We start from the raw sequence: 26526 nt of genomic DNA, 5'->3' as shown, positions 1-26526 counted from the left end.
GCGCGCGACTACGGTCAAAGACACCGCACATCGACGTGGAGGACACATGCATCGGCCAGCCCCAACGCAGGACATCAACGAAGACGACCTGAAAGTCACCGAGCCCAAACGCAGCGCGGCCGGCGTCGAGGCCGTGATGGTGTCCATGAAACGCGGTTTCGCCGAGGCCGGCGTCGGCCGGACGCTGAGCTCGATGTTGCGCATCAACCAGCGCGGCGGCTTCGACTGCCCGGGCTGCGCCTGGCCTGAATCCATCACCGGGGCGCGCAAGCCCGCCGAATTCTGCGAAAACGGAGCCAAGGCCATCGCCGAGGAAGCCAGCGCCCGCACCGTGACCCCCGAATGGTGGGCCAAGCACCCCATCAACGTCCTGCGCGAGAAGACCGAGTACTGGCTCGGGTCCCAGGGCCGGATCACCGAACCCATGATCATCCGCGAGGGCGAAAGCCACTACACGCCCATCACCTGGGCGCAGGCCTTTGCCACCATCGGCGAGCACGTGAACGCGACCACGCCGGACAAGTGCGTCTTCTACACCTCGGGGCGCACCGCCAACGAGACGGCTTTCATGTACCAGCTGCTGGCCCGATCCCTGGGCACCAACAACCTGCCAGACTGCTCCAACATGTGCCACGAGTCCTCGGGATCGGCGCTGAACCCCACCATCGGCATCGGCAAGGGCACCGTGTCCCTGGAGGACTTCGAGCACGCCGAGCTGATTTTCGTCATCGGCCAGAACCCCGGAACCAACCACCCGCGGATGCTCTCGGCGCTGGCCGATGCGCGCAAGCGCGGCGCCCACGTCGTGGCGGTCAACCCGCTGCCCGAGGCAGGCTTCTTCGGGTTCAAGGACCCGCAGACCGTCGGCGGCATGCTCGGACGCCCCGACGACGTGAGCAACCATTTCCTGCAGATCAAGGTCGGCGGGGACCTGGCGCTCTTCCAGGCCTTCGGACACCTGCTCTTCGAGGCCGAGGCCAAGAACCCCGGAACCGTGATCGACAAGGCCTTCATCGATTCGGCCACGGACGGCTACGAGGCCTACAGGGAAGCGCGGTCCACGCTGGACTGGGAAGCCACCGAGGAAGCCACCGGACTGACCCGGGCCGAGATCACCACCGTCGCCGAGCTGCTCATCAAGTCCAAGGCCTCGATCTTCTGCTGGGCGCTGGGACTGACCCAGCAGCCGCACTCGGTGCCGACGCTGAAGGAAATCATCAACCTGCTGCTGGTGCAGGGCAACTTCGGCAAGCCCGGCGCCGGCGCCTGCCCGGTGCGAGGCCACTCCAACGTCCAGGGCGACCGGACCATGGGCATCTGGGAAAAGCCCGGCGAGGCGCTGCTGGCCGCCCTCGATTCCGAATTCGGGATCGACTCCCCGCGCGCCCACGGCTACGACTCCACCGAGGCGCTGCATGCCTTCGAGCAGGACTCCGTTGACGTGTTCGTGTCCATGGGTGGCAACTTTGCCCTGGCGAACTCGGAAACCGAGGCGCTGGAGGCGGGCATGCAGCGCGCCAAGCTCACCGTGCACATCTCCACCAAGCCCAACCGCTCCCACGTGGTGCACGGGCAGACCTCGCTGATCCTGCCCACGCTCGGACGCACGGACCGCGACGACAAGCACCCCGGCGGACCGCAGTTCCTATCCGTGGAGGACTCCATGTCCGTCATCCACTCCACGCAGGGCCGGCTCAAGCCGGTCTCGGAGCACCTGCTGGCCGAACCTGTCATCGTGGCCAGGATGGCCACCGCCATTCTCGGCGAGGACCACGTGGTGGACTGGAAGGCCATGGCCGACGACTACGACGTGGTCCGCGACCACATCTCCCGGGTGCTGCCGGGCTTCGAGGACTTCAACCGCAGGGTGCGCGGACGCAACGGCTTTGTGCTGCCCAACCCGCCGCGCGATTCGCGCTCCTTCGCCACCGATATCGGCAAGGGCAAGTTCACGGTCTCGCCCTTCGAGGCACTCTACGCGCCGGAGGGCCACCTGGTCCTGCAGACCATGCGCAGCCACGACCAGTACAACACCACGTTCTACGGGCTGGACGACCGCTACCGCGGCATCAAGGACGGCCGTCGGGTCATCCTGATCAACCCGCAGGACCTCGTTGAGCTTGGCTTGGAGGACAAGGCGCTGGTTGACGTCATTTCCACCTTCGGCGGCACCGAACGCCGAGCCAACCGCTTCCGGCTGGTTTCCTACCCGACCGCCAAGGGCTGCGCCGCCGCGTACTTCCCCGAGGCCAATGCGCTGGTCCACCGCGACCTGGTGGCCCGCGAATCCAACACCCCCGGGTTCAAGGCCATCATGGTGCGCTTCGTGCCGCACGAGCTGGCCCCGGGCCCGACGCTCGACAGCTAGCAATGTGCGGCGGGCGAGGCCGAGCCGTGCCGGGACCGGTTCCTGGCACGGCACGGCCTGCCTTCGCGCCACCGAAACCGGGTCCGCGGGCGATGGCGGGGCTTCGCGCCACCGGCTGTCCCGACGCGGAAAGGACGCGTGGATCCCCGCGGGGCAACCACCCGGCTAGCCTCCCGGACCTGTCCGGCCACCTTCTTCTGAAACCCTGGCCAAGCGCTGGTCAAGCCCGCGTTGCGGCGACCGTCGAGCACGTGGAACAAGCTCGGTTTGGCGCGCCGGTGCCGATGCCGGCGCACGAATCGTCGGCTAATATCGTGCCTAGCGAGCACCACGCTTCGCAAGGGCCATTCCGGTGGTCCCATGGCGCATCCCACGTTCCCAAGGAGCTTTGCCATCCGCTTCCCCGCCCTGGTCTTCGCCGCAGCGCTGGTATTGGCGCTGGTTGCTCCGTCCCCGGCTCCCGCCGCCCACCGGATCGCCGTACCGACGCCCTCCGTTTCCGCCGCGGCGGCGATGCCGTCGGCCTCGACATCGGGCGGCAGCGTGGCAACCGCCAAGCGGGGCGCCACCTTGAACACCAGTTCCACCAAAGGTCGATCGGTCCAGGCCGGTGTCCGCGGCATGACCGGATGGTACCCGCTGGCCAACACGAAACGGCTGCCACGGCACACACATGAGGCACTCAGGAAGACGAGCCTGCGCAAATCACCGGGCAAGGGGGCTGTGGTGGCGGTTGTGCCCCGGGGCCAAATGCTGGCGGCCACTGGACTAACCAGCCGGGCCCACACCCAGTTCTACATCGCCGGTACGAAGGGATGGGCCCGGTCTGCCGATATCCGGCGGGCCAGCATGGCAAAATACCAGACCTCCTCCGTCACCGCGCTGTATCAGTCGGCCCGTTCAAGGAAGCAGCTGGCGAGGATCCCGGCAGACTACACGCTTGGCAGCCCGACCAATGCCAGGTCGAACGGCCGGGTGCAGGTCCAGTACGCAGGCCGGACGGGGTGGGTCAAGTCCTCCCAGGCAGCCAGGGTTGCCGGGAACGTCCGGATCGGCCGGCTGAGCTGGGAGGCCTCGGCGGCGAAGAACATCGCCAAATGGTGCAGGGGAGTGCCCATCACCGCGGGCCCGAACCGACCCAACGAGGCCGAAGCCAGTGGTTGGATCGGCAACATGAAGGAAAGAATCAGCCTGGACACGAACGGCTTCCGCGGGAAGAAGCTCGACCCGAACCATCCGCTGGCTCTTTCCATCCAGTATCACGAGTGCGCCCACATCCTGCAGTACCGTGCCTACAAGTACGATTTCACCCGGATGGACAAGGGCATGGACAAGGCCTACGGCAAACCCCGGACCGCCTCCGGGACCGAGCACATGGCGGATTGCATGGCGGTGGCCATGGGCGCCCGGCTGAAGGGCTCGGAGTATGATCCCCGTTCTGGGTACACGACGACGTGGCGCTCGGGATACGGCGGGGCATGCAAACCCGGGCACTTGGATGCCGCCAGAAAAATCATCGCCGGCAGAGCGCTCTGACCCACGGCCCGTGGCGGGCCCGTGGTCCCGACGGCTGGATCGGAGGGCCGGGGCATGGCCTAAATTCGTCCCCGGGGTCTCGAGCCACGGGAGCCGGTCGCCGCGCGGGGAAGAATCCGGGCCCCCGGGTGGTTATGTCGGTGGCGGGGCCATGCGTATGCTGGCCCACAATCGATGACTTTTTAATTGCCTCGCGGGATCTTCCGCGTGGTGCGGCAAGACGACCTGGCTGGATGGCGAGACCAAATACATGAGCATGGAATCTGCGGCCTGGCATTCGTTGTGGCGAATGTCCGGGCCGGACAAGGGCAAGGCATACGCGGCCACGACACCGCGGCGGGTAGTGGCCTTTGCCGCGAGCTACAAGAACAGGCTGCTGGTCTTCGTGCTCTTCTCGGTGATCTCGGCCGTCCTGGCGGTGGTCACCCCGGTGTTGGCCGGCCGCGTGGTCGATGCCATCGTCGCCCAGACCGGGATTCAGGTCGTCTTGAAACTGGCGGCGATCATTGCGTTGGTGGCCGTGCTGGATGCCGTCGTCTCGCTCGTGGTGCGCTGGTTTTCCTCGAGGCTGGGCGAGGGGATCATTTTCGACCTGCGCACCGCGGTTTTTGACCACGTGCAGAAGATGCCGGTGGCGTTCTTTACCCGCACCCGGACCGGCGCGCTGGTCAGCAGGCTGAACAACGACGTGATCGGTGCCCAATCCGCGTTCGCCGGGACCCTCTCGGGCCTGGTGTCCAACACCGTGGCGCTGTTGTTGACTGCGGGCGTCATGTTTTCCACCTCCTGGCAGGTCACGGCGCTGGCGCTGGTCCTGCTTCCGGTCTTCCTGCTTCCCGCCCGCCACTTCGGAAAGTCCCTGGCGCTGCTGCGCAAGGAATCGGCCGACCTGAACGCGTCCATGGGCACCCAGATGACAGAACGCTTCTCCGCCCCCGGAGCCACCCTGATCAAGCTCTTCGGGCGCCCTGCGGACGAATCGGCGCAATTTGCAACCCGCGCCGGACGGGTGCGGGACATCGGGGTGAAGATGGCCATGCGCCAATTCTTCTTTGTCTCCATGCTCACCCTGGTTGCCGCCCTGGCCCTGGCTCTCGTGTACGGGCTCGGTGGCGTCTATGCGATGCGCGGCGAGCTGGCCGCCGGCGACGTGGTCGTGTTGGCGTTGCTGCTGACCCGGCTTTACGCCCCGCTCACCGCCCTGGCCAACGCCCGGGTGGAGATCACCAGCGCACTGGTGAGCTTTGACAGGGTCTTTGAGATCCTCGACCTCAAGCCCCTGATCACCGACGCGCCCCATGCCAGGGTTCTGGATCCGGGCCCGGTGTCGGTGAAGTTCTCGAACGTGTCCTTTGCCTACCCCAGCGCCGAAAAGGTTTCCCTGGCCTCACTGGAAGACGTCTCGGTGCTCGACACCCGGGGCGGGGAAACGGTGCTGCACGGCATCGACTTCGAGATCCCGGCCGGGACCACGGTGGCACTTGTCGGCTCCTCGGGGGCCGGGAAATCAACCATCGCCTCGCTGCTGGCACGACTCTACGACGTTGATGCGGGCAGTGTGCAGCTGGCCGGGGTCGACATCCGCGAGCTCAAGCTTGGTTCGTTGCGCTCCACCGTGTCGATGGTCACCCAGGACGGTCACCTGTTCCACGAGACCATCGGATCCAATCTTCGCCTTGCCAAGCCGGAGGCCAGCGACGCAGAGCTCTGGCAGGCGCTGCGGCGTGCCCGGTTGGAACCCACCATCGAAGCGCTTCCCGACGGGCTGGACACCGTGGTGGGGGAGCGCGGCTACCGGCTTTCGGGCGGGGAGCGCCAGCGCATGACCATTGCGCGGCTGCTGCTGGCTGCACCGCAGGTGGTCATTCTCGATGAGGCCACCGCGGCACTGGATTCCTCCAATGAGGCAGCGGTCCAGGCGGCCCTGGCCGAGGCCTTGGAAAACCGGACCGCGCTGGTTATTGCGCACCGACTCTCGACCATCCGCACGGCCGACTTGATCCTGGTCATTGAGGATGGACGGATTGCCGAACGCGGCACCCACGCCGAGCTCTTGGCGGCACGCGGCCGGTACGCCGAATTGCACGACACGCAGTTCGCGCAGTAACGCCGGGCGTCAAAGTCCCAGCAGGCCGGGAAGGACCTTCTCGCGCAGTAGCGGCGCGATGTCGGATCGGGCCATCGCCGCTGCCGGGTCGAGCCACAGCATCTGCTCGATTTCGGCCTGGATCCTCGGCGTGTCAAGGGTTCGGGCGGCGAACAGGTGGGCGTGGATGTCGGTGTCGGCTTCGTTGGCCGCCGGCCCGATCCACAGGCCCATGGAGGTGACCTGACCGGGAGTGAAAACCAGGTCCAATTCCTCCTGCACTTCGCGCAATACTGCGGCCAATGGGCTTTCGCCGGGTTCGAGCTTCCCTCCCGGTTGCATGAACATGGTGGTCCCCTCCTTGCGCACCAGAAGGATGCGTCCGGAGGGGTCTAGTAGCTGCAGGGCTGCGATGGTAAGAATCTTTGGCACAACTTGAGCTTAACAAGCACCAAAAGCACAGTTGGTGGTGGTAGCGTGCTTTGAGGACAAGTCTCGGGGCGCGTTTTTCCATTTAATCGTGGATACTGGAGTCAATTCGTTAACGCGCCATGTTCACGGAACCTCACTAGTCATTGGGGACAGGTGGTTCAGGTACGGCCGATGGGGGATCAAATGTGGATCTACAAATGGAGAATTGATGCAGCGGGGCACCAACTTAGGTCGACTCGGGGATTTTAATCAGGCGGTCATTTTTGAATCGATCCGTCGTGCGGTCGACGGGGTCAGTCGCGTAGAGCTTGCAGGCTCCACCGGACTTTCCCCGCAAACCATTTCAAACGTCGTGCGCCGTCTTCTTGACGAGGGCCTGGTCCGCGAGGACCGCACGATTGTGTCGGGACCGGGCAAGCCGCGTACCGTCTTGGAGCTCGAGGCAAATCGCATGGTTGCCGTGGGCATCCACCTCGATCCCGGTGTTATCACCGTGGTGATCTTGAACCTGCGGGGTGAAATCCTGCACTCGCGTCGCCTGGATATCCCCGCCGTCGAGAACCCGGAAAAGACCATCGAAACCATGGCCCTGACCGTGGACGAGATCATTGCCAAATCGGGCGTTCCACGCGCCAACGTGCTGGGCGTCGGCGTCGTCGTCCCCGGCCCCCTCGATCCCGAACGCGGAGTCATGATCGACCCGCCGCTGCTCGACGGATGGAAAGACGTCGACATGGTCGGGCCACTGCACCGGCTGCTCAAGCTCGACGTCGTTATTGAAAAAGACACCATCGCCGCCTCCATCGCGGAACAGTGGAAGGGCAACGACGCCGAACGAGACAACTTCGTCACGATGTATATCGGTGCCGGAATCGGCGCAGGCATGGTCCTGAACGGGGAAATCCACCGCGGGATCAGCAGCAACGCAGGCGAGATCGGGCATTTCTCCACCGGCGTTGTCGCCCAGGAATGCGACATTTGCGGACGCAACGATTGCTTGCATGCCTCCTTGGCGTTCAACATGATCGCGCAGAAGGCCCGCGATCGCGGCCTGAACCTCACGGTGCCCGATGACGGCAACGCGGCAGAACGTGCGGCCGGAATGGTCGAGCTCGTGCGCCTTGCGAAAGCCGGGAACGAAGCCGCCGTGGAACTGATCCGCGAATGCATGGGTCACGTGGGCCAGGTTGCCGGGCAGCTGTGCAACACCCTCGACATCGGATTGGTGATCCTGGCCGGCCCCTTGTGGTCCGAGGTCGGCGAATGGTGCCTCGAAGACCTGCGTGCGATCATCAACGAACGCTTCAGCTCCAAGAACGTCCACACGATCGAGGTTCGTTCCTCGACACTGGGCCACGAAGTCGGGGCGATCGGCGGGGCCTGTGCCATCATGGACGCGAGCCTTTCGCCCAAGGCCGCGGCGCTGTTGTTGCGCTAGGCCGTCGCATATTACGTCAAAGGGTCGTTCATTACCGTTTTGAACGACCCTTTGACTTATTACTCACGGGTCAGTTGACAAACTTTCTCTAATGAATTTAGATGACCAATAAGAGTTGGTGGCAACCGAGCTGCCCACCGTTGTTTTCGCATAGGTCTTGTTTATCGGCGAAGGCAGTGCGTGGGGGAACGGCAGGTCGGCTGCTGGGGACCCGGCTCTTAACGCCGTCGACCGGTGCCGTAGGATGTAATGGGAGTTATCCCACGGATTCACCGGTCGACGGCACCTCTTTTTAACCCTCACCCTCGAGTCAAGGTCCGGCCGATGGACCACAAAACGGGTTTGTACGTTGCTGCCAGGGGCCGAAGCCCCGAGATGGACGACGTGCCCCGCATTTCTGCGACAGGGGCATCCGCAACCGGCCGACGAGGTGGCCGGACCGCGCAACCAGCGCGCGTGAGGCATCCGCGCCGCACCTTTTGGACCCTTCGGCACAATTCGCCCAGGGGGTCATCCGGTCGGCTGCCCGCATCGGGCCAGCTCGCTGCTGTAGCCCGGGCGGTCGAGCGAGGGAAACATCCCTCCGCGGGGCCACGGACGACTTCGGATCAGGGTTGCCCTCATGCCCGGACGTCCCCGGGGCAGGAATATGGATTGGGTCGCAAGTCTGTTGCTTAAACGAGACGCGACCTGCATGTATGCAGGTCGCGTCTCCGTGGTGCCCCTGGCCGGAATTGAACCGACGGCCTACTCTTTAGGAGAGAGTCGCTCTATCCAACTGAGCTACAGAGGCCCGTTTCGTCAAAAACGATCCGAATCAATTCTAACGGCATTTTGCCGAAGCTTGGTTAATGCGACACCGCGTGCCGAGCCGGCGCCGCATAACCGTCGGCCTAGAGCAGGCCCCGCTTGGACAATTCCCACTTCTCGCGGAACGTCCGCCCAAACGAAGCGATGAGCACCGCGAACAAGATTGCCGCCGTTGCAAAGAGCAGGAGCCACCGGCTCGTGGTCAGCGTGGAGGCCAGGGACACCGCGGCCGGGTCCAGCGTGCCGATGAACAAGGCGTCGATGGCCCGGTTCTCCCACAGGTCCACTACCGCGAAGGCCATGGGCACGGCCCACAGGATCCAGCGGACCGCGCCGCGGGCGGTATTGATGTTCACCGCCAGCATGGTGATCAGTGCCAGGAAAAGCGGGAAGAGCAGGCCGGCGGTCTTGTGCACGTAGTTCAACTGCCCGGCGGCGTCGGCATCCATGGCCTGGCGCAACGCCTCGATATGCTCAACCGCGTAGCCGCCGACCATTTGGTCGGGCATGGTCAGCCCGTTGGACAAGTCGGTCATCTGGTTCAGGACCAGCAGGTGGAAGTATCCGAAGAGGAAGAGCGTGACGACCAACCCGGCAATCAGGATCAGGTTGGCGTTCCCCGCTGCCTTCTCCGGCGATCGCTGTGTGGAGGGATTGGCCGGTGGGGCAACCGGGGCAGGACGGTTGTACTGTTTCTTTTTCTTCTGTGACTTGGCCATAACCCCAATTATGCCGCCAATCGAACGGAACCCGGCCAACCCGTGGCCGCACCGCCGTAGACTAGGGCGCATCATGGATTTCCTTTTCGATGACTTCGTCGCGCCCGCTCCAGCCCCACACCTGCCAGGCACCCAAGAGCTGCTTGCCGGTTTGAACCCCGAGCAGGAGCAGGCAGTCAAACATTCCGGCTCCCCGTTGCTGATCGTCGCCGGGGCCGGGTCGGGCAAGACCCGGGTGCTTTCCCACCGCATTGCCTATCTCCTGGCGACGGGACGGTCGCGTCCGCACGAGATCCTTGCCATCACCTTCACCAACAAGGCCGCCGCCGAAATGCGCGAACGCATCTCCGCACTGGTTGGCGAGGACGTGGCCAAGAAGATGTGGGTCTCGACCTTCCACTCCTCGTGCGTGCGCATCCTTCGCCGCGAGGCGGCCTCGGTGGGACTGAAGTCCAGCTTCTCCATCTACGACTCCGCCGATTCCCTGCGGTTGATCACCCTGGTGTCCAAGGGGCTGGAGCTGGATCCCAAGAAGTTCACGCCCAAATCCATCGCACACAAGATTTCCGCGCTGAAAAATGAGCTCATCGACGATGAGCAATATGCTGCCACCGTCGCCAGCAACGACCCGTTCGCCTCGGCGGTCCTCCAGGTGTACCGCGGTTACACCGAGCGCTTGCGCGCCGCCAACGCCCTGGACTTCGATGACCTGATTGCCCACGTGGTCAACATCTTCCGCGCCTTCCCGGCGGTCGCCGACAACTACCGCCGGCGTTTCCGCCATGTGATGGTCGACGAATACCAGGACACCAACCACGCCCAGTACGCCCTGGTGCGCGAGCTGACCGGACCGGACGGACCGACCCCGGGCGGGGAACTGACCGTGGTGGGCGACTCGGACCAGTCGATCTATGCCTTCCGTGGCGCAGACATCCGCAACATCAACGAGTTCTCCAAGGACTATCCGGACGCCGAAACGATCAAGCTCGAGCAGAACTACCGCTCGACGCAAACCATCCTTTCGGCAGCCAACGAGGTCATCAAGCGCAATCCGGACCGGCCCGAAAAGCGTCTCTGGACCGCCGAGGGCGACGGCGAACTGATCATTGGCTACGTGGGCGAATCCGAGTCGGACGAGGCGCGCTGGATTGCCGACGAAATCCTGCGCCTGAATGACGAAGAGGGCATCCGCCCCGGGGACGTGGCCGTCTTCTACCGGACCAACGCCCAATCACGTTCCCTGGAGGAACAGCTGATCCGCGTGGACCTGAAGTACAAGGTCATTGGCGGGACCCGCTTCTACGACCGCAAGGAGGTCAAGGACGCCCTGGCCTACTTGCGGGTGCTGGTGAACCCGGAAGACGACATCAACGTGAGGCGCATCCTCAACGAGCCCAAGCGCGGCATCGGGGACCGGGCCGAATACTCGGTGGCGGCGTTGGCCGAGCGCGAGCGGATCTCCTTCATGGAGGCGCTGCGCCGTGCCGAAGACGCCCCCGGGCTGGGGACGCGCGGCCAGAACATGATCGGCGCGTTCGTGAAGATCATGGACGACCTTGCCGTGGTTGCCGAGGGCTCTGGCCCCGCCGAGGCGCTGGAAGCGGTGCTGGAGCAGACCGGATACCTGGAAATGCTCCGCTCCTCCAACGACCCGCAGGATGAGTCGCGCGTCGAAAACCTCGCCGAACTCGTGGCAGTGGTCCGGGACTTCATGAAGGAGAACCCCGAGGGAACGCTCACCGATTTCCTGGAACGCGTCGCGCTGGTGGCCGACGCCGATTCCATCCCGGAGGCACCAAGCGATGCGGAGGGCGTCGACATGGCCCACCGTGAGGGAATGGTCACGCTCATGACCTTGCACACGGCCAAGGGGCTGGAATTCCCCGTGGTCTTCCTCACCGGCATGGAACACGGGATCTTCCCGCACCAGCGCTCGCTGACGGATGAGAAGGAGCTGGCGGAGGAACGCCGGTTGGCCTACGTGGGGCTCACCCGTGCCCGCCAGCGCCTCTATTTGACGCGCGCCGAATACCGCAGCCTCTGGGGCCAGTCACAGTACAACCCGGCCAGCCAGTTCCTCGAGGAAATCCCCGGAAACCTGGTGGACTGGAAGCGCGAGGGCACCAAGCGGGCAAGCTTTGAATCCTTCGGCGGGCGCAACAACTTTGCCACCAGCCGCTATGAGTCGGGTTCCTATTGGGGTGCGGGTTCCGGCGCCGGCGGCGGGGGCAGGCTTTCCGGGGCCCCGGAAATCCACACGCTGAGCACCGCACCGGTGGCGCGGGCCAAGGGTCGCGTGCAGCCGAACAAGGAAATCATCGCCCTGAGCGTTGGCGACAAGGTGACACATGGCACCTTCGGCCAGGGTGTTGTCCTGGCGCTCGAGGGTGCCGGGGACAAGACCGTGGCGAAGGTTAAGTTCGCCGATGCGGAGAAGCGCTTGTTGCTTCGGTATGCCCCGTTAACCAAGCTTGACTAGCCAATTCATGGCCATTGCCCGCAGCGGCGCCGGGGCCCGTGCGGGAGGGCTTGTGGCAGTGGTCACGCACCCGTTGGCTCTACGGATTGTAGAACTGTGTCAATGGGCGCGAACGCGTTAGGCTGAGGACGGAGCCTGGCCTTATCCCAGGCGGGGCTCTACCCCCTCGATGCATGGAATCGTATCTACGGAGCCATGCCTTGAGTCAGCATAGACTTCGACAAGAAGGACACAAGCCCGTGGACCTGTATGAATACCAGGCGCGCGATATGTTCGAGTCGCACGGCGTACCCGTGCTGGCCGGCATCGTTGCCTACACTCCTGAAGAAGCCAAGGCCGCAGCCGAGAAAATCGGCGGCGTCGTGGTTGTTAAAGCCCAGGTAAAGGTCGGAGGCCGCGGCAAGGCCGGCGGCGTCAAGGTCGCAAAGACCGCCGACGAGGCATTCGCATACGCAACCGACATTCTCGGCATGGACATCAAGGGCCACACCGTGAACAAGGTCATGATCGCGCAGGGCGCCGACATCGCCGAGGAGTTCTACTTCTCGGTGCTGCTGGACCGCGCGAACCGCAACTACCTGGCCATGTGCTCGGTTGAGGGCGGCATGGAAATCGAGGACCTCGCCGTTGAGCGTCCCGAGGCCCTGGCCCGCATTGCGGTTGACCCGGCCGTGGGCATCGACCAGGCCAAGGCCGACGAAATCGTCGCCGCGGCAGGCTTCGCCCCGGAGCTGACCGAAAAGGTCGCCTCCGCCATCCTGAAGCTGTGGGACGTCTTCAAGAAGGAAGACGCAACCCTGGTTGAGGTCAACCCGCTGGTTCGCACCGGCGCCGGCGACATCGTCGCCCTCGACGGCAAGGTCTCCATCGACGAGAACGCCGAGTTCCGCCACCCGCACCACGTCGAGCTCGAAGACAAGGACGCAGCGGATCCGCTCGAGGCCAAGGCCAAGGCGATGGACCTGAACTACGTCAAGCTGGACGGCGAAGTTGGCATCATCGGCAACGGTGCAGGCCTGGTCATGTCGACCCTGGACGTCGTTGCCTACGCCGGCGAAAACCACGGCAACGTGAAGCCCGCCAACTTCCTGGACATCGGCGGCGGAGCCTCTGCCGAGGTCATGGCCGCTGGCCTGGACGTCATCCTGAACGACAAGCAGGTCAAGTCGGTCTTCGTGAACGTCTTCGGCGGCATCACCGCATGTGACGCCGTTGCCAAGGGCATCGTCGGCGCACTGGCCGAACTCGGTTCCTCCGCCAACAAGCCGCTGGTCGTGCGCCTCGACGGCAACAACGTCGAAGAGGGCCGCCGCATCCTGGCCGAGGCCAACCACCCGTTGGTCACCCTGGCAGCAACCATGGACGAGGGCGCCGACAAGGCCGCCGAGCTCGCCAACGCAGCGAAGTAAGTAGGGATACGCGAACATGAGCATTTACCTTAACAAGGACTCCAAGGTCATCGTTCAGGGCATCACCGGTGGCGAGGGCACCAAGCACACCGCACTGATGCTCAAGGCCGGCACCAACATCGTCGGCGGCGTCAACGCCCGCAAGGCAGGCACCACCGTGCTGCACGGCGACAAGGAGATCAAGGTCTTCGGCGCCGTGGCGGAAGCCATGGCCGAGACCGGCGCAGACGTTTCCATCGTCTTCGTCCCGCCGGCATTCACCAAGGATGCAGTCGTTGAGGCCATCGAGGCAGGCATCGGCCTGGTCGTTGTCATCACCGAGGGCGTTCCGGTCCAGGATTCGGCCGAGTTCTGGGCCCTGGCCCAGTCCAAGGTCGACGCCGACGGCAACCAGGTCACCCGCATCATTGGCCCGAACTGCCCCGGCATCATCACCCCGGGCGAGGCACTGGTCGGCATCACGCCGAACAACATCACCCAGAAGGGCCCGATCGGCTTGGTCTCCAAGTCCGGCACCCTGACCTACCAGATGATGTACGAACTGCGCGACCTGGGCTTCTCCACCGCCATCGGCATCGGCGGCGACCCGGTCATCGGCACCACCCACATCGACGCCCTGGCTGCGTTCGAGGCGGACCCGGAGACCAAGGCCATCGTGATGATCGGCGAAATCGGCGGCGACGCCGAAGAGCGTGCAGCCGACTTCATCAAGGCCAACGTCACCAAGCCGGTCGTCGGCTACGTGGCTGGCTTCACCGCACCCGAGGGCAAGACCATGGGCCACGCCGGCGCCATCGTCTCGGGCTCGGCCGGTACCGCACAGGCCAAGAAGGAAGCACTTGAGGCTGCAGGCGTGAAGGTCGGCAAGACCCCGTCGGAAACCGCAACGCTGCTGCGCGAAGTTTTCGCCGCCCTCTAAGGCAAAAGCACTATCCGCCGACGGCGGTTGGACACCCGGGGTTCCGGATGGCCAACCGCCGTCGGCCGTTAAGCACCGTCCGGCCGCCGGCCCTTCCCGCCCGGCGGGAATGCGGGTTGTTCGCGATACCGCAGCGATGCCTAGGATGCGGGGGAGGAAAGTGTCCCCGCATCGAAAGGCAGGCGGCCCCGCGTCATGAAACGTTCGCTCACCAGGCTTCCGGCGGCGCTGGCCCAGCTGAAGTTCAAGCCATTGCCGAAACCCGGCACGAGCCCGGCGAGCGGGGCGCTGAACATGGAAGACCTGCGGCAGCTGGCCAGGCGCCGCACCCCCACCGCGGCCTTCGACTATGCGGATGGCGGTTCCTACGCCGAAGAGGCCCTGGAACGGAACTACCGCGCATACCGGAACACGGAATTGCTCCCCGGGATCCTGCGCGACGTCAGCGCGGTGGACCCCTCCGTGGCCGTGGCCGGCGGGCGATTCTCGTTGCCCGTGGGCATCGCCCCCACCGGGCTGACGCGCCTGATGCATGCCGCCGGTGAACGCGCCGGGGCAGCAGCAGCGGCAAGGCACAACATCCCCTTCACCCTTTCCACCATGGGCACCGTGTCCATCGAGGAAACCGCCGCCGCGGCGCCACAGGGCACCCGCTGGTTCCAGCTGTACCTCGGCCAGGATCGTGCGGTCTCCGTTGACATGATGAGCAGGGCCCGGGAGGCCGGCTACAGCGCCCTGCTCCTGACGGTGGACACCGCCGTGACGTCCACCCGCGTTCGGGACCAGCGAAACGGCATGACCCTGCCGCCGACCCTCGGTGCGCGAACCATGCTCGATGCGCTCAGGCGCCCCGGCTGGTGCCTGGACTTCCTCACCACCGAACCCCTGGGCTTCGCCAACTTTCCGCACAACACGGGAAATATCAGCGCCCGGTTCGACACGATGTTTGACGCATCCCTGAACTACGCCGACCTCGCCTGGGTGCGGGAGGCATGGCCGGGCACGTTGATCGTCAAGGGCGTGCAGGGGCCCGAGGACGCTGTGGCATGCTTCGGGCACGGTGTCGACGGCGTGGTGGTCTCCAACCATGGCGGACGCCAGCTGGACAGGGCGCCGGTGCCGGTGTTGCAGCTTCCGGCCATCCGCGCCGCGGTGGGGCCGGACCGGCTCCTCATCGCCGATTCGGGAATCATGAGCGGGGGCGACGTGGTGGCGACGCTGGCCGCGGGGGCGAACTTCACCCTCATCGGCAGGGCCTACCTCTACGGCTTGATGGCCGGGGGACAGGCAGGGGTGGAACGCACCCTGGAGATCCTGGAACGGGAGATCCGGCAAACCATGGCCCTGCTGGGCGTGCGCACCCTGGCGGAACTGGGCCCGCAACACGTGCGCATGGGCGTGGGCGAGGGGTGAATCCGCCGGCAGCCGGCGACCGACCGGCACGTTGTCCCCGCGAACCGCCCGGGGACATCGCGCCGGTCGCTTCCTAAAAGGCCGTGGCCGCCTAGGCGGCGGCGACCCGCACCGGAATGGATTTCCAGCCGCGCAACGTGGTGTGCATGAATTGCTCCGGCTCGGCCGTCAACTCGATGGACTTCACCCGGCGCGCCAGTTCGGTGATGAGCACATCCATTTCGAGTCGCGACAACGGCTGGCCCACACACTGGTGGATGCCCATGCCGAAGGCCAGGTGCCCGCCCGCGGCCCGGGTGATGTCGTACTCGTTCGCGGTCGGCCCCCAGCGCCGCTCATCGCGGTTCGCGGCGCCAACGAATACCGCAACCTTGGTCTCGGCCGGGATGGCCATGCCCCCGATTTCCGCGGGCTGGCTCGTCGTGCGGTAGAAGGACTGAAACGGCGACTCGTAGCGGAAGGCCTCGTCGATGGCGAACTTCACGAGCTTGGGATTCTCGTGGACCTTCGCGTATTGCCCCGGGTGGCGGACCAAGGCCAGCAATGTTGCTCCCAGCGAGAAGATCGTGGTGTCGAGGCCCGCCGAAAGCATGGCGCGCACCAGCAGCGGGGCCTGGTCCGCGGTGATCTCGCCGCGGTCCGCGTAGTCCCAGATCTGCGCACCCAGGCTGCCGGGGCTCAGCCGTTCACGGGCGGTGTTGGCCATGGCCCAGTCGTTGGTGCCGGCCCCCGCGGAAAAGTGCTCCCGGGCCAGCGGCGTGTCGGGTCCGAAGGTGGAGAAGTTGGCCGCGCCCAGCGCCAGGAGGTTCTCGGCCCGGCCCTCGCGCGGAATGCCGACGGCATCCCCGAAGGCGCGCAGGGGGAAGACCTCCGACATGTCCTTGACCAGATCGAATTCCCCGCGATCCAGCAGCTCGTCGACGAGTTCGGTCGCATATTGCTCGAAGCCCGCGCGCAGCGAACGGACCCCGCGGGGCGAAATGACTCCCGCTATGGCATGGCGCATCTGGGTGTGGATCGGGGGATCCGACTCCATGATGCCCTGGGCCCGCCAGCTGGGTTCGCGGTGAAGGTTCCGCGGCCCGGCTCCCGCGCCGGAGATAAAGGTGCGGTAGTCCTCCAGGACTTCCTTGCACTCATCGAAGCGCGTCACGGCCAGGACGTCGTGTTCCTCGAGCCGGACCACCGGGCCGGCGTCGCGCATGCGTTCGAAGAGCCCGTATGGTTCGGCCAAATGTGCCAGGGAATAGGGGTCTTCCGTAAATAGCGGCGCCGTGGCAGCGGCCAGGGTCGAGTCCATGGGTTCCTCCCGAGATCGTGGTGACTGCCCTCAACCTAGCGCGCAGCGGTTCAGCGGGTAAGCGTGGTTCTCACTATGTGAGAGTCGGAATTGTTCTTCGCTCCCGCAGCATGCAACATCGAATCAGTGCCCGAGCATATGTCGCGCATCACATCTCATCTTGGGTTGGAAGGGAGGCTTGGGACACATGTCAACGTCTTTTGAACGGGGTTTGAGAATCCTGTCCGAGGTCATAGAACACGGGGACGCCTCGGTCGAGGCCGTGGCCAGGAAGCTCGGCATTCCAGCAAGCTCCGCATACCGGTATTTCAAGGTGTTGCGTGAACAGAATTTCGTCTGCGAGGAAGACGGGCGCTACCGGCCGGGACCGGTGCTTCTCAAGTCCGCCGGCCGCCACCATGCCCAGTCCTACCTCGCCGAGGTGGGCAATGCGGTGCTTCGCGAAATCGTGGACCAGGTCGGGGAAACGGCAGTGATGATCGTGCGGATCGGATCCCAGGCCATGTGCCTTCGGCGCGTGGAGCCGGAGAAGTCCCTGAAATACTCCTTCGCCGTCAACGAATTGCTGCCGCTGCATGCGGGGGCGGGGCAGCGCGTGTTGCTGGCCTGGGCACCCCCCGAAGTGGTTCATGAGGTGCTCTCCGGATCCATGACCCGGTTCACCGCCAAGACCATGAACCGCGAGCAAATCCTGGCGTCCATTCCGCAGACCCGGTCCTCCGGATATGTGCTGTCTCGCGGCGAATTGGATCAGGGATCGCTGTCCATCGCCATCCCGGTGACCAGCCACGGAGAAGTCGTCTGCTCGATCAACGTCGCCGGTCCCGAGGGGACTTGCGGTTCCCGCTTCTGGATTTCCTCCACGCTGCGCACCATGCAGGAATCGGCCAACAAACTTACCCAGGCATTGCAAGAGTGCACGCCGAACAAATCAACCAGGGAGACCCTTGATGACTACAGCAGTATTGGCTGAAACGGCACCGGTGACCATTGGCCTTCACCGTGCCACGCTCGACGACCTCATTCAGGTGGCCCGGCATCGACGCCCCGTCATCATCGACGATGCTGTCTTCGGCGCCATGGCCCCCAGCCGGGAATGGCTGGACGGCATCGTCGATGCGATGGGACCGGGCAAGCAGACACCGCCGATCTATTCCATCAACACCGGCTTCGGGTCATTGGCCGGACGCAAGGCCTTCGCCGAGCCGGCCGACGCCGCCGAACTGTCCCGGCGCCTGGTGCTCTCCAACGCCGCGGGCGTGGGCAGGTACGTCGACGAGGAAGTCGTGCGCGCGACGATGTTCATCCGCATCGTCAGCCTGACCCAAGGACACTCGGGGGTGCGGCCCGAAATCGTCACCACCCTGGCCCGGATGCTCAACGCGGGGGTCTGCCCGGCGATTCCGGAGTACGGCTCGCTCGGCGCTTCCGGGGACCTCATCCCGCTGGCGCACGTGGCCATCGTGATGTCCCGGTCGCACACCGGGGAGGACATGGAGCTGGATTCGGGGGAGGCCCTGGTGGACGGCAACGTGGTCAGCGGCATCGCCGCGATGCGCCACGCCGGCATCGAGCGGCTGCCGCTGGGGGCCAAGGACGGACTCGCCCTACTCAACGGCACCTCGTTCTCCTGCGCCCAGGCGGCCCTTGCCCTCTACGACGCACAGAACCTGCTGGAAACGGCGCAAATCACCGCGGCCATGACCATCGAGGCGCTCATGGGGTTCGGCGACGCCTTCATTGACGAGTTGCACCAGGCCCGCGGCCAGCGGGGGCAAATCGAGGTTGCCGCGCGCATCCGCGAATTGCTGTCGGGGTCCACCCTCATCGACGGCAACGCGTCAACCGACCCGGTCCGCCAACCGCCCCAGGATGCCTACTCGCTGCGCTGCATCCCGCAGGTCTTCGGCCCGATCAAGGACACCCTGGCCTTCGCGGCCGGGATCATCGACAACGAAATCAACGCGGCCACGGACAACCCGCTGATCTTCCCGTCGCTGCCCGACACCCGCAAACTCAAGGCCGTCTCGGGCGGGAACTTCCACGCCGAGTACGTGGCCTTCGCCGCCGACTTCATTTCCATAGTCGTCACCGAGATCGGCAACATCACCGAGCGCCGGCTCTTCCGCCTCGACGACGGAACGCTGAACCGGGGGCTGCCCGACATGCTCATCGACAGCGAGCAAACGGGCATGGACTGCGGCTACATGCTGCCGCAATACCTGGCCGCTGCCCTGGTGTCCGACTGCAAGACCCTGGCCCACCCCGACTCGGTCGATTCCATCCCGACCTGCGCCAACCAGGAAGACCACGTCTCAATGGCCAACAACGCCGGACGACATGCCCGGCAGATCGTGGCCAACATCGAATCCGTGGTCGGCATCGAATTGCTCATGGCCGCCCAGGCGCTGGAGCTGCGTGCCGCGCACCCGGACACCGGGGACGCCCGCCCGGGCGCGGCTAGCGCCGCGGCCCTGGCGCTGGTGCGCGGCAGCAATTCGGCCGACGGACGGCCGATCGACCACATCCGCGCCGACGTGGTCATGTACCCACGGGTCAGGATGGCCCTTGACCTGGTGCACAGCGGGTTGGTCGTTGAAACCGTGAACAAGGTTCTCGCCGGCTAGCCGCCCCCGAAAGGTTCCCCCCAGCACACCGCCGAAGTCGGTGGCTCTACTTCCCATGCCCAAAAAATCCGTGAACGCCACGGATTCCGCGGGATTCACCCCCAAGAAAGTCCCATCCGCTCCAGCAGTTCAGAACGCATCCATCAGGAGGAAAACATCATGAAAAACTCCACTCGCACCATCCGTTCCGGCGCACTTGGTGCACTTGCCCTGGCAGGCCTGCTCGCGCTTTCCGCCTGCGGCGGGACCGCGGAGGCCGAAAAGCCGGCCGCGGCCAACGCCAGTGCGCCCCTGTTTGGCCAGCTGCCGGAGAAGATCCAAAAGGCCGGGGCCATCAACGTGGCCAGCAACGTCGAATATCCGCCGTTCGAGTCCTTTGACACGGACGGCACCACCGTCATCGGCATCGACAGGGAAATCGCCGACGAGCTGGAGAAGCAGTTGGGCGTCACCATGGACTTCGACAACATCGCCTTCGACGCGATCATCCCGGGACTCGCCTCGGCACGCTACGACATGGCCATGTCGGCGATGTCCGACACCGTCGAACGCCAGAAGCAGGTCAACTTCATCGACTACTTCTCCGCGGGAGGAGGCGTCATGACCTCGGCAGCAAACGCCGAGAAGCTCAAGACGCTCGATGACCTGTGCGGCGCCCACGTGGGCATCGTGAAGGGCACCACCGAGGACGCCGACGCCGCCGAGGCCTCCAAGAAGTGCGAGGAAGCCGGCAAGCCGAAGGTCGAGGTGACGATCTTCGCCGGACAGAACCAGGCGGTGCTGGCCCTGCAGTCAAACCGCGTGGACGCCTTCCTGGTCGATTCGACCTCCGGGTCGGTCATTGCCGCCGAGTCCAAGGGCGCCCTGGCCATGGGCGAGCGCTACCAAGACCTGGCCTTCGGCATCGTCTTCCCCAAGGACCAGGAACAGCTCATGATCACCATCCAAAAGGGACTCGAGGCCATCAAGGCCGACGGTAGCTACGACAAGATCCTGGCCAAGTACAACATGGCCGACCACACCATGGAGTCCTTCCCCGTCAACGGGGTCAAGCAATGACCACGCGGACCCCTGAACCGCAGGAGAACGGTCTGGTCATCGTGCCGGCCCGCTATCTGGGCCGCTGGATTGCCGCGGTGGCAGTCGTCGGCATCCTCCTGATGCTGATCTACTCGATGTTCGCCAACGAACGCTTCCACTGGGACGTGGTGGGCGAGTACCTCTTCGCGGCGCCGGTGATGGCCGGCCTGGGCCGGACCCTGATGCTCACCGCCATCTCCATGCTCATCGGCATCGTGCTGGGGATCGTGGTGGCGGTCTGCAGGCTCTCGGCAAACCCGATCCTGTCCACCGCGGCCTGGGCGTACTCGTGGTTCTTCCGCGGGACGCCGCTGATGGTGCAGCTGCTGTTCTGGTTCTTCCTGGCGGCGCTGATCCCCAACATCGGGCTCGGCATCCCCTTCGGGCCCCAGCTGCTGAGCATCGACACCAACTCGGTGATCTCCCCGTTCACCGCCGCCCTGCTGGGCCTGAGCCTCAATGAGGGCGCCTACATGGGCGAGATCGTTCGCTCGGGCATCCGGTCCATCGCCGCGGGCCAGACCGAGGCGGCCAAGGCGATCGGCATGTCCCGCCTGCAGACCATGCGCCGGGTGATCCTGCCGCAGGCCATGCGCGTGATCATCCCGCCGACCGGCAACGAAACCATCGGCATGCTCAAGTACACCTCGCTGGTCATCGTCATCGGGTACTCGGAGCTGCTGACCAGCGTCTCGATCATCTACTCGCGCAATTTCCAGACCATCCCGCTGCTCATCGTGGCGGCCATCTGGTACCTGGCGGTCACCGCGGTGCTCTCCGTCGGCCAGTACTTCGTCGAACGCCACTTTGAACGCGGCTTCACGCCCATCAAGGGCAAGAAGCCAGCGGCGCCCGCGGCCTCGGCGACCGGCCCCGTCACGGGGCCGACCCCAGCGCCAAGCATCGAGCCGGAATTGGAGCCGAGCAAATGAACGAACCAGTCCTGCGCGCCCACAATGTGCGCAAGTCCTTCGGCCACCTGGAAATCCTCAAGGGCATCACCCTGGAGGTGCAGGCCGGACAGGTCGCCTGCCTGCTGGGGCCCTCCGGCTCGGGAAAAAGCACGTTCCTGCGGTGCATCAACCACCTGGAAAAAATCAGCGACGGGGAAATGTGGGTCCACGGGGATCGCATTGGATATCGCCGTGCGGGGAACAAGTTGCACGAACTGAAGGAAAACGAAACGGCCAAGCAGCGTGCGTCCGTCGGCATGGTCTTCCAGCAATTCAACCTGTTCCCGCACCGGACCGCCCTGGAGAACGTGATCGAGGGACCGACAATCGTGCAGCGCAAATCCCGGGCCAAGGCCATGGCCGAGGGCATGGAACTGCTGGACCGGGTGGGATTGGCCGACAAGTACCAGCACTACCCCTCGCAGCTTTCCGGGGGCCAGCAGCAACGCGTGGCCATTGCCCGGGCCCTGGCCCTGAAGCCGAAGCTCATGCTCTTCGACGAGCCGACCTCCGCGCTCGACCCGGAGCTGGTGGGGGAGGTGCTGGAGGTCATGACCTCCCTGGCGGCCTCGGGGATGACCATGATCGTGGTGACCCACGAAATGGGCTTCGCCAAGGAAGTAGGGGACGTCGTCCACTTCATGGCGGACGGGCAGCTGGTCGAGTCCGGCAGCCCCCGACAGGTCCTTGAAGACCCCCGCGAACCCCGAACCCAGGCCTTCCTGTCCAAGGTCCTGGCCTAGAAGCGAAGGAAAGACCCGATGTCCAACGAGCAATCCGGCGCCGGCGAGGCGACGCCCCGGCCGCGCGACCTGGTGGAGATGCTGCCGGGTTATTCGCGCTCGCCGGCCGCCGGAAAGGCGCGGTGGGTGGCCTCCTCCAACGAATCCTGGATGTCGCCCTCGCCCGCCGCCCTTGCGGCCATGGCGGACAGCGTGCAACGCTCCAACCGCTATCCGAGCCTGGCCGGGGACCGGTTGGTGGCCGCGCTGGCCGACACCCTGGGACTATCCGAAACCCAGGTTGCGGTGGGGGCAGGGTCCCTGGCCCTGCTGGGCCAGGTCCTCGCGGCTTTCGCGGGCCCGGGCGACGAGGTGCTGTACGCCTGGCGCAGCTATGAGGCGTATCCGATCCTGGTCACGCTGGCAGGGGCCAGGAGCGTCGAGGTGCCGCTGGATGCGGCCCATCGCCACGACACGGCGGCCATGCGCCGGGCCATCACCGAACGCACCACGGTGGTGCTGCTGTGCAATCCCAACAACCCCACCGGAACGGTGCTGGCGATCGGCGAGGTCGAATCCTTTCTCGCGGGGGTTCCGGGCCACGTACTCGTGGTGCTCGACGAGGCCTACGTCGAGTTCTCCGGATCCAGTGGGGACACCGTGCCGCTGCTGACCAAGCACCCCAACCTGGTGATCCTGCGGACCTTCTCCAAGGCCCATGCACTGGCCGGGGCGCGGGCCGGATACCTGCTGGGGCCGGAGGACGTCGTCCGGGCCATCCGCAAGGTGGCTCCGCCCTTCGGGCTCAGTGCGGTGGCAGAGGCCGGCGCCGTGGCGGCCCTCGCCGACACCGACTACCTGCTCGGCACCGTGGCCGCGGTGTCGGGGGAACGCGAATTCCTGCACCGGGAACTGGAGGCCCTCGGCCTGCGCGTCCCCGACAGCGGGGGCAACTTCCTCTGGATCCCGGAAAACGGGCGGCGGGCCGCGGACATCGAACGCGCGTGCGCAGCACACGGGGTGTCGGTCCGTGCCTTTGGCGGCGAAGGGGTGCGGGTGACCATCGGCCCGCGCCAGGCCTCGCTGGCGGTCCTGGCCGCGCTGGACGAGCCGGCAACGGCACGGTGCGCGGAAACATGGCAGGCAGTACCCACCACATACCCACACCACAGCACTGGAGGTGCATCGTGATCAGCACAAGTGAAAAGCATGCCATCGGGGAACCGGGGCCAGTCATCCGGATGGCCGAGGACGGATACTTCGTCGTGGACGTGGTGGACATCAAGCGGGAATCGGAGTCGGTGCTCTCCCTGGGCATTGCCCGCCCCGACGGGCTCGCGCTGCCGGACTGGAGTCCGGGATCGCACATCGACGTCCTGCTTCCCAACGGTCTGCTGCGCCAGTATTCCCTGTGCTCCGCCCCCGGGGACCGGCACTGGCGATTGGGGGTGTTGCGGGAACCCGCCGGCCGCGGCGGATCCGCCTACGTCCACGACCAGCTGAGGCCCGGCGCGCAGCTGCGGGTCAGGAGCCCGCGCAACAACTTCGTGCTCGGGCCGGCGCCCGAATACATGTTCATCGCCGGCGGCATCGGCATCACGCCCATCCTGCCCATGCTGCGCGCGGCCGAGGTCTCCGGGGCAGCATGGCGGCTGCTCTACCTGGGGCGCAGCCGTGGTTCCATGGCATTCCTCGGCGAACTGGCGCACTACGGGGACAAGGTCCACGTGCACGCCGACGACGAATCCGGGCTCTATCCCCTGGCCGAGCTGCTCGGTGACCCGGAGGCGGGATTCCACGCCTATGTGTGCGGCCCCGGACCGCTGCTGGACTACATCGCCACGCTCACCTCCGGCTGGCGGGACCCCGCGCGGTTCCACTTCGAACGCTTTGTCGCCGACCCTGCCGCAAGCGCGCCGGCCGCGGGGGACCACGAATTCACGGTGGAAACCACCGGCGGCCTCCAGGCACGGGTGCCGGTGGGCACCAGCATCCTGGCCGCCCTGGAGGACGTCGGGGTGCAGGTGCTGAACTCCTGCCGGGAGGGAATCTGCGGGACCTGCGAGACCCCGGTGGTCTCGGGGGAGATCGACCACCGCGATTCGCTGCTCAGCGAGGAGGAGCGGGATGCCGGAGACACCATGATGATCTGCGTGTCGCGCTGCAAGGGCGGGCGCCTGGTGCTGGATATCTAGCGCCTGCGCCCCCGGGGCATCAGGCGCGCAGGCGGAAGAACGAGCTTCCGACAAGCTCGTGCGCACCGGGGAGCAGTGCCACCAGCAGCTCGGGGTTGAACTGGACCTCGACGGGGCCGCGGCCCGCCAGTGCCGCCGAGAGCTTGTGCGGGGCGAGTGCCTCAAGCACCCACTCGTCGGGACCGGCCCCCACGTGCAGCAGGTCGGTCTCGGGGTCGAGGTCAAGCCAGGCAGTGATCCAGTCGCCGGTGAAGCGCGGCAGCGGATTCCTGGTGGGGGATGAGTCCAGGGTGGGGCTGTACATGATGTGCACACGTCCTTGAAGATCGTTGTCCTTGCCCCTGCGTGCGGGATGCGCGCCAAGGCCGCTTCGTCATCCGAACCACCCGCCGTGCAACTATGGGGTTGGTGCCTGGTCAGTCGGAGCTTTGCGCAGTGCAACCAGATCTCGTGAAGCTGTCTCCAGCCTACGGCGGGGCGGGGACGGTTGGCCACCGCGGGGCTGCGGGGAGCAACAAACCGTCATCTGCGACGGCCAGTGACCCCGCCCTCCCGAGGCGGGCCCGCAGCACCGCCGTCACCGGTTCCTGCCGGGTGATGCAGTGGATGCCGCCGCCGCGGGCCAAGAGCCCGCTGGCATAGGCTGGAAGCGACACCCGCCAGCCCCCACACCCTGCGGAGGAACACATGCGCGCCACCCTGATCCACGGACCGCGGGACATCCGCGTCGAGGACTGCCCCGAGCCGACCTTGCGTGCCGACACCGACGCCATCGTGCGCGTCAGCGCCGCCTGCGTCTGCGGCTCCGACCTCTGGCCGTACCGCGGCGTCAGCCCCACGCCCAGGCCCCGGCGCATCGGGCACGAATTCATCGGCCGCATCGAGGCGGTTGGCCCGAGGGTCTCGACCCTGGCTGTGGGCGACTTCGTGGTGGCCCCGTGGGCCAACAGCTGCGGCACCTGCCCGCCGTGCCGCGACGGCGTGCAGGTCGCCTGCGAACACCGGGCGCACTGGGGCGGGGCCGACGAGAACGGCCTGCCCGTCGACGGCGGGCAGGGCGAGGCGGTGCGGGTCCCCAACGCCGACGGCACGCTCGTCGCTGTCCCCGGGGTGGCCGAGCCCGACGAAGCCCTGTCCAAGTCGCTGCTGGCACTCTCGGACGTCATGGGCACCGGGCACCACGCCGCGCTGGGTGCGCGGGTTGCGCCCGGCCGGAGTGTGGTCGTGGTCGGCGACGGGGCAGTGGGATTGTGCGGGGTGCTCGCCGCCAAGCGGCTGGGCGCCACGCGCATCATCGCCATGTCCCGGCACGCCGACCGTGCGGCCCTGGCCCGGGACTTCGGGGCCACCGATGTGGTCGCCGAGCGCGGGGCCGATGCCGCAGCCAAGGTGCGCGAACTGCTCGGGGGAGTGCTGGCGGACTCGGTGCTCGAATGCGTGGGCACCGCCGAGTCCATGGACCAGGCATTGCGCTGCACCCGACCCGGCGGGTCGCTGGGCTTTGTGGGCGTCCCGCACGGCGATGACCCGCTGCCGATCTCCGTGCTCTTCGCGAAGAACATCTCGGTGGCCGGAGGCGCGGCCAGCACCCGGGCGTACCTGCCCGAACTGCTTGCCGACGTGTTGGCCGGCAGCATCAACCCGGGACTGGTCTTCGATGCCGTCATGGGGCTGGAGCAGGCGCCGGAGGCCTATGCGGCGATGGACGAGCGGCGCGCGATCAAGGTCATGCTCGTGCCCTAGCGGCGTTCTTGCCGGCGGTGGCGCGACGCCCCGGGGGCTGAACTGCAGCCGGGCATTCCGGCGTCGTAGGTGCCCCTGCGCCGGGTCCGGCCCTTGCGCTATGCTCGTTGTGAAGCGGCGCGGCCGATCCGTTGACATTTTCTCCTGGGGCGACGTCGAGACGAAGGCAACTGGCGGGCAGTCGTCGAACGGCTTCGCAGCGACTTCCGGGCTATGGCTGCAACGCCGTTGTTGCAAGTCTCACGAATGCGAGTCTTGTCATCGTGATCATTTTGTGACATTTGCGGCGATGTACTA

20 protein-coding genes, 1 tRNA gene and 1 riboswitch are annotated in these 26526 nt (G+C 65.9%); of the genes, 16 read left to right on the top strand and 5 right to left on the bottom strand.

Annotation, left to right across the window (positions count from 1 at the left end; genetic code table 11):
- Positions 1 to 46: 46 nt before the first annotated feature.
- The 3 genes from AC6CHY_RS09800 to AC6CHY_RS09790 all read left to right on the top strand — a co-directional run bounded on the left by AC6CHY_RS09800 (position 47) and on the right by AC6CHY_RS09790 (position 6011).
- Positions 47 to 2368 (top strand): FdhF/YdeP family oxidoreductase, encoded by a 2322-nt coding sequence (locus tag AC6CHY_RS09800; RefSeq protein WP_217388361.1) that lies wholly within the window; start codon positions 47 to 49, stop codon positions 2366 to 2368.
- A 360-nt stretch (positions 2369 to 2728) separates the two neighbouring features.
- Entirely contained in the window at positions 2729 to 3904 is a 1176-nt protein-coding gene (locus AC6CHY_RS09795; protein ID WP_498226596.1) for a hypothetical protein, read from the top strand.
- 250 nt (positions 3905 to 4154) lie between these two features.
- Entirely contained in the window at positions 4155 to 6011 is a 1857-nt protein-coding gene (locus tag AC6CHY_RS09790) for an ABC transporter ATP-binding protein (RefSeq protein WP_217388363.1), read from the top strand.
- 9 nt (positions 6012 to 6020) lie between these two features.
- On the opposite strand, the gene AC6CHY_RS09785 is transcribed toward AC6CHY_RS09790, so the two are convergent.
- On the bottom strand, positions 6021 to 6422 hold the full coding sequence (locus tag AC6CHY_RS09785) for an NUDIX hydrolase (RefSeq protein ID WP_217388364.1): 402 nt from the start codon (positions 6420 to 6422) through the stop codon (positions 6021 to 6023).
- Positions 6423 to 6630: 208 nt separating this feature from the next.
- Between AC6CHY_RS09785 and AC6CHY_RS09780 the strand changes: the two genes are divergently transcribed.
- Positions 6631 to 7860, top strand: a complete 1230-nt coding sequence (locus tag AC6CHY_RS09780; RefSeq protein ID WP_498226595.1) for an ROK family transcriptional regulator — start codon at positions 6631 to 6633, stop codon at positions 7858 to 7860.
- Positions 7861 to 8576: 716 nt separating this feature from the next.
- On the opposite strand, the gene AC6CHY_RS09775 is transcribed toward AC6CHY_RS09780, so the two are convergent.
- Both AC6CHY_RS09775 and AC6CHY_RS09770 read right to left on the bottom strand, forming a co-directional pair.
- Positions 8577 to 8653, bottom strand: a tRNA-Arg gene (locus AC6CHY_RS09775).
- A 100-nt stretch (positions 8654 to 8753) separates the two neighbouring features.
- On the bottom strand, positions 8754 to 9389 hold the full coding sequence (locus AC6CHY_RS09770; RefSeq protein WP_254455952.1) for a hypothetical protein: 636 nt from the start codon (positions 9387 to 9389) through the stop codon (positions 8754 to 8756).
- 73 nt (positions 9390 to 9462) lie between these two features.
- On the opposite strand from AC6CHY_RS09770, the gene pcrA reads away from it, so the two are divergent.
- The 4 genes from pcrA to AC6CHY_RS09750 all read left to right on the top strand — a co-directional run bounded on the left by pcrA (position 9463) and on the right by AC6CHY_RS09750 (position 15609).
- A complete protein-coding gene (gene pcrA / locus AC6CHY_RS09765; protein WP_217388366.1) occupies positions 9463 to 11868 on the top strand; it encodes a DNA helicase PcrA in 2406 nt (801 codons plus the stop codon).
- A 239-nt stretch (positions 11869 to 12107) separates the two neighbouring features.
- Positions 12108 to 13277, top strand: a complete 1170-nt coding sequence (sucC, locus tag AC6CHY_RS09760) for an ADP-forming succinate--CoA ligase subunit beta (RefSeq protein ID WP_217388367.1) — start codon at positions 12108 to 12110, stop codon at positions 13275 to 13277.
- Between the two features lie 16 nt (positions 13278 to 13293).
- Positions 13294 to 14196: a succinate--CoA ligase subunit alpha gene (gene sucD, locus AC6CHY_RS09755; RefSeq protein ID WP_217388368.1), complete on the top strand. Its 903-nt coding sequence runs from the start codon at positions 13294 to 13296 to the stop codon at positions 14194 to 14196.
- A 195-nt stretch (positions 14197 to 14391) separates the two neighbouring features.
- On the top strand, positions 14392 to 15609 hold the full coding sequence (locus AC6CHY_RS09750) for an alpha-hydroxy acid oxidase (protein WP_498226594.1): 1218 nt from the start codon (positions 14392 to 14394) through the stop codon (positions 15607 to 15609).
- Positions 15610 to 15700: 91 nt separating this feature from the next.
- On the opposite strand, the gene AC6CHY_RS09745 is transcribed toward AC6CHY_RS09750, so the two are convergent.
- Complete coding sequence (locus AC6CHY_RS09745; protein WP_217388370.1) at positions 15701 to 16909, bottom strand: cytochrome P450; 1209 nt, start codon at positions 16907 to 16909, stop codon at positions 15701 to 15703.
- A 187-nt stretch (positions 16910 to 17096) separates the two neighbouring features.
- Here AC6CHY_RS09745 and AC6CHY_RS09740 point away from each other — a divergent pair, with 187 nt between their 5' ends.
- The 7 genes from AC6CHY_RS09740 to AC6CHY_RS09710 all read left to right on the top strand — a co-directional run bounded on the left by AC6CHY_RS09740 (position 17097) and on the right by AC6CHY_RS09710 (position 24486).
- Positions 17097 to 17882 carry an IclR family transcriptional regulator gene (locus AC6CHY_RS09740; protein WP_498226593.1) on the top strand — a complete coding sequence of 262 codons (786 nt, stop codon included), beginning with the start codon at positions 17097 to 17099 and terminating at the stop codon, positions 17880 to 17882.
- On the top strand, positions 17860 to 19536 hold the full coding sequence (locus AC6CHY_RS09735) for an HAL/PAL/TAL family ammonia-lyase (protein ID WP_498226592.1): 1677 nt from the start codon (positions 17860 to 17862) through the stop codon (positions 19534 to 19536). Before AC6CHY_RS09740 ends, AC6CHY_RS09735 begins: the two co-directional genes overlap by 23 nt.
- 159 nt (positions 19537 to 19695) lie before the next feature.
- The gene (locus tag AC6CHY_RS09730) at positions 19696 to 20595 is read left to right on the top strand and encodes an ABC transporter substrate-binding protein (protein WP_217388373.1); all 900 of its coding nucleotides are present in this window, start codon (positions 19696 to 19698) and stop codon (positions 20593 to 20595) included.
- Positions 20592 to 21548, top strand: a complete 957-nt coding sequence (locus AC6CHY_RS09725; protein WP_217388374.1) for an amino acid ABC transporter permease — start codon at positions 20592 to 20594, stop codon at positions 21546 to 21548. Before AC6CHY_RS09730 ends, AC6CHY_RS09725 begins: the two co-directional genes overlap by 4 nt.
- A complete protein-coding gene (locus AC6CHY_RS09720) occupies positions 21545 to 22312 on the top strand; it encodes an amino acid ABC transporter ATP-binding protein (RefSeq protein WP_217388375.1) in 768 nt (255 codons plus the stop codon). The genes AC6CHY_RS09725 and AC6CHY_RS09720 overlap by 4 nt, the downstream gene beginning before the upstream one ends.
- Before the next feature lie 18 nt (positions 22313 to 22330).
- Positions 22331 to 23482, top strand: a complete 1152-nt coding sequence (locus tag AC6CHY_RS09715) for a histidinol-phosphate transaminase (RefSeq protein ID WP_498226591.1) — start codon at positions 22331 to 22333, stop codon at positions 23480 to 23482.
- Positions 23479 to 24486: a PDR/VanB family oxidoreductase gene (locus AC6CHY_RS09710; RefSeq protein WP_498226590.1), complete on the top strand. Its 1008-nt coding sequence runs from the start codon at positions 23479 to 23481 to the stop codon at positions 24484 to 24486. Before AC6CHY_RS09715 ends, AC6CHY_RS09710 begins: the two co-directional genes overlap by 4 nt.
- Before the next feature lie 19 nt (positions 24487 to 24505).
- Here the strand turns inward: AC6CHY_RS09710 and AC6CHY_RS09705 are convergent, their stop codons facing one another.
- Positions 24506 to 24790 carry a hypothetical protein gene (locus tag AC6CHY_RS09705; RefSeq protein ID WP_217388377.1) on the bottom strand — a complete coding sequence of 95 codons (285 nt, stop codon included), beginning with the start codon at positions 24788 to 24790 and terminating at the stop codon, positions 24506 to 24508.
- 22 nt (positions 24791 to 24812) lie between these two features.
- A riboswitch (SAM riboswitch) is annotated at positions 24813 to 24942 on the bottom strand.
- 231 nt (positions 24943 to 25173) lie between these two features.
- On the opposite strand from AC6CHY_RS09705, the gene AC6CHY_RS09700 reads away from it, so the two are divergent.
- Positions 25174 to 26229 (top strand): zinc-dependent alcohol dehydrogenase family protein, encoded by a 1056-nt coding sequence (locus AC6CHY_RS09700; RefSeq protein WP_217388378.1) that lies wholly within the window; start codon positions 25174 to 25176, stop codon positions 26227 to 26229.
- Positions 26230 to 26526: the final 297 nt, after the last annotated feature.

This window comes from Paeniglutamicibacter sp. GQ140, assembly GCF_059759235.1.
This window is presented reverse-complemented; position numbering and strand designations above follow the sequence as displayed.

What these genes read in the sequence shown, in the direction of transcription:
- AC6CHY_RS09800 (WP_217388361.1), top strand. Translation starts at nt 47, where the DNA reads ATGCATCGGCCAGCCCCAACGCAGGACATCAACGAAGACGACCTGAAA.
- AC6CHY_RS09795 (WP_498226596.1), top strand. Translation starts at nt 2,729, where the DNA reads ATGGCGCATCCCACGTTCCCAAGGAGCTTTGCCATCCGCTTCCCCGCC.
- AC6CHY_RS09790 (WP_217388363.1), top strand. Translation starts at nt 4,155, where the DNA reads ATGAGCATGGAATCTGCGGCCTGGCATTCGTTGTGGCGAATGTCCGGG.
- AC6CHY_RS09780 (WP_498226595.1), top strand. Translation starts at nt 6,631, where the DNA reads ATGCAGCGGGGCACCAACTTAGGTCGACTCGGGGATTTTAATCAGGCG.
- AC6CHY_RS09770 (WP_254455952.1), bottom strand. Translation starts at nt 9,389, where the DNA reads ATGGCCAAGTCACAGAAGAAAAAGAAACAGTACAACCGTCCTGCCCCG.
- pcrA (WP_217388366.1), top strand. Translation starts at nt 9,463, where the DNA reads ATGGATTTCCTTTTCGATGACTTCGTCGCGCCCGCTCCAGCCCCACAC.
- sucD (WP_217388368.1), top strand. Translation starts at nt 13,294, where the DNA reads ATGAGCATTTACCTTAACAAGGACTCCAAGGTCATCGTTCAGGGCATC.
- AC6CHY_RS09750 (WP_498226594.1), top strand. Translation starts at nt 14,392, where the DNA reads ATGAAACGTTCGCTCACCAGGCTTCCGGCGGCGCTGGCCCAGCTGAAG.
- AC6CHY_RS09745 (WP_217388370.1), bottom strand. Translation starts at nt 16,909, where the DNA reads ATGGACTCGACCCTGGCCGCTGCCACGGCGCCGCTATTTACGGAAGAC.
- AC6CHY_RS09740 (WP_498226593.1), top strand. Translation starts at nt 17,097, where the DNA reads ATGTCAACGTCTTTTGAACGGGGTTTGAGAATCCTGTCCGAGGTCATA.
- AC6CHY_RS09735 (WP_498226592.1), top strand. Translation starts at nt 17,860, where the DNA reads ATGACTACAGCAGTATTGGCTGAAACGGCACCGGTGACCATTGGCCTT.
- AC6CHY_RS09730 (WP_217388373.1), top strand. Translation starts at nt 19,696, where the DNA reads ATGAAAAACTCCACTCGCACCATCCGTTCCGGCGCACTTGGTGCACTT.
- AC6CHY_RS09725 (WP_217388374.1), top strand. Translation starts at nt 20,592, where the DNA reads ATGACCACGCGGACCCCTGAACCGCAGGAGAACGGTCTGGTCATCGTG.
- AC6CHY_RS09720 (WP_217388375.1), top strand. Translation starts at nt 21,545, where the DNA reads ATGAACGAACCAGTCCTGCGCGCCCACAATGTGCGCAAGTCCTTCGGC.
- AC6CHY_RS09715 (WP_498226591.1), top strand. Translation starts at nt 22,331, where the DNA reads ATGTCCAACGAGCAATCCGGCGCCGGCGAGGCGACGCCCCGGCCGCGC.
- AC6CHY_RS09705 (WP_217388377.1), bottom strand. Translation starts at nt 24,790, where the DNA reads ATGTACAGCCCCACCCTGGACTCATCCCCCACCAGGAATCCGCTGCCG.
- AC6CHY_RS09700 (WP_217388378.1), top strand. Translation starts at nt 25,174, where the DNA reads ATGCGCGCCACCCTGATCCACGGACCGCGGGACATCCGCGTCGAGGAC.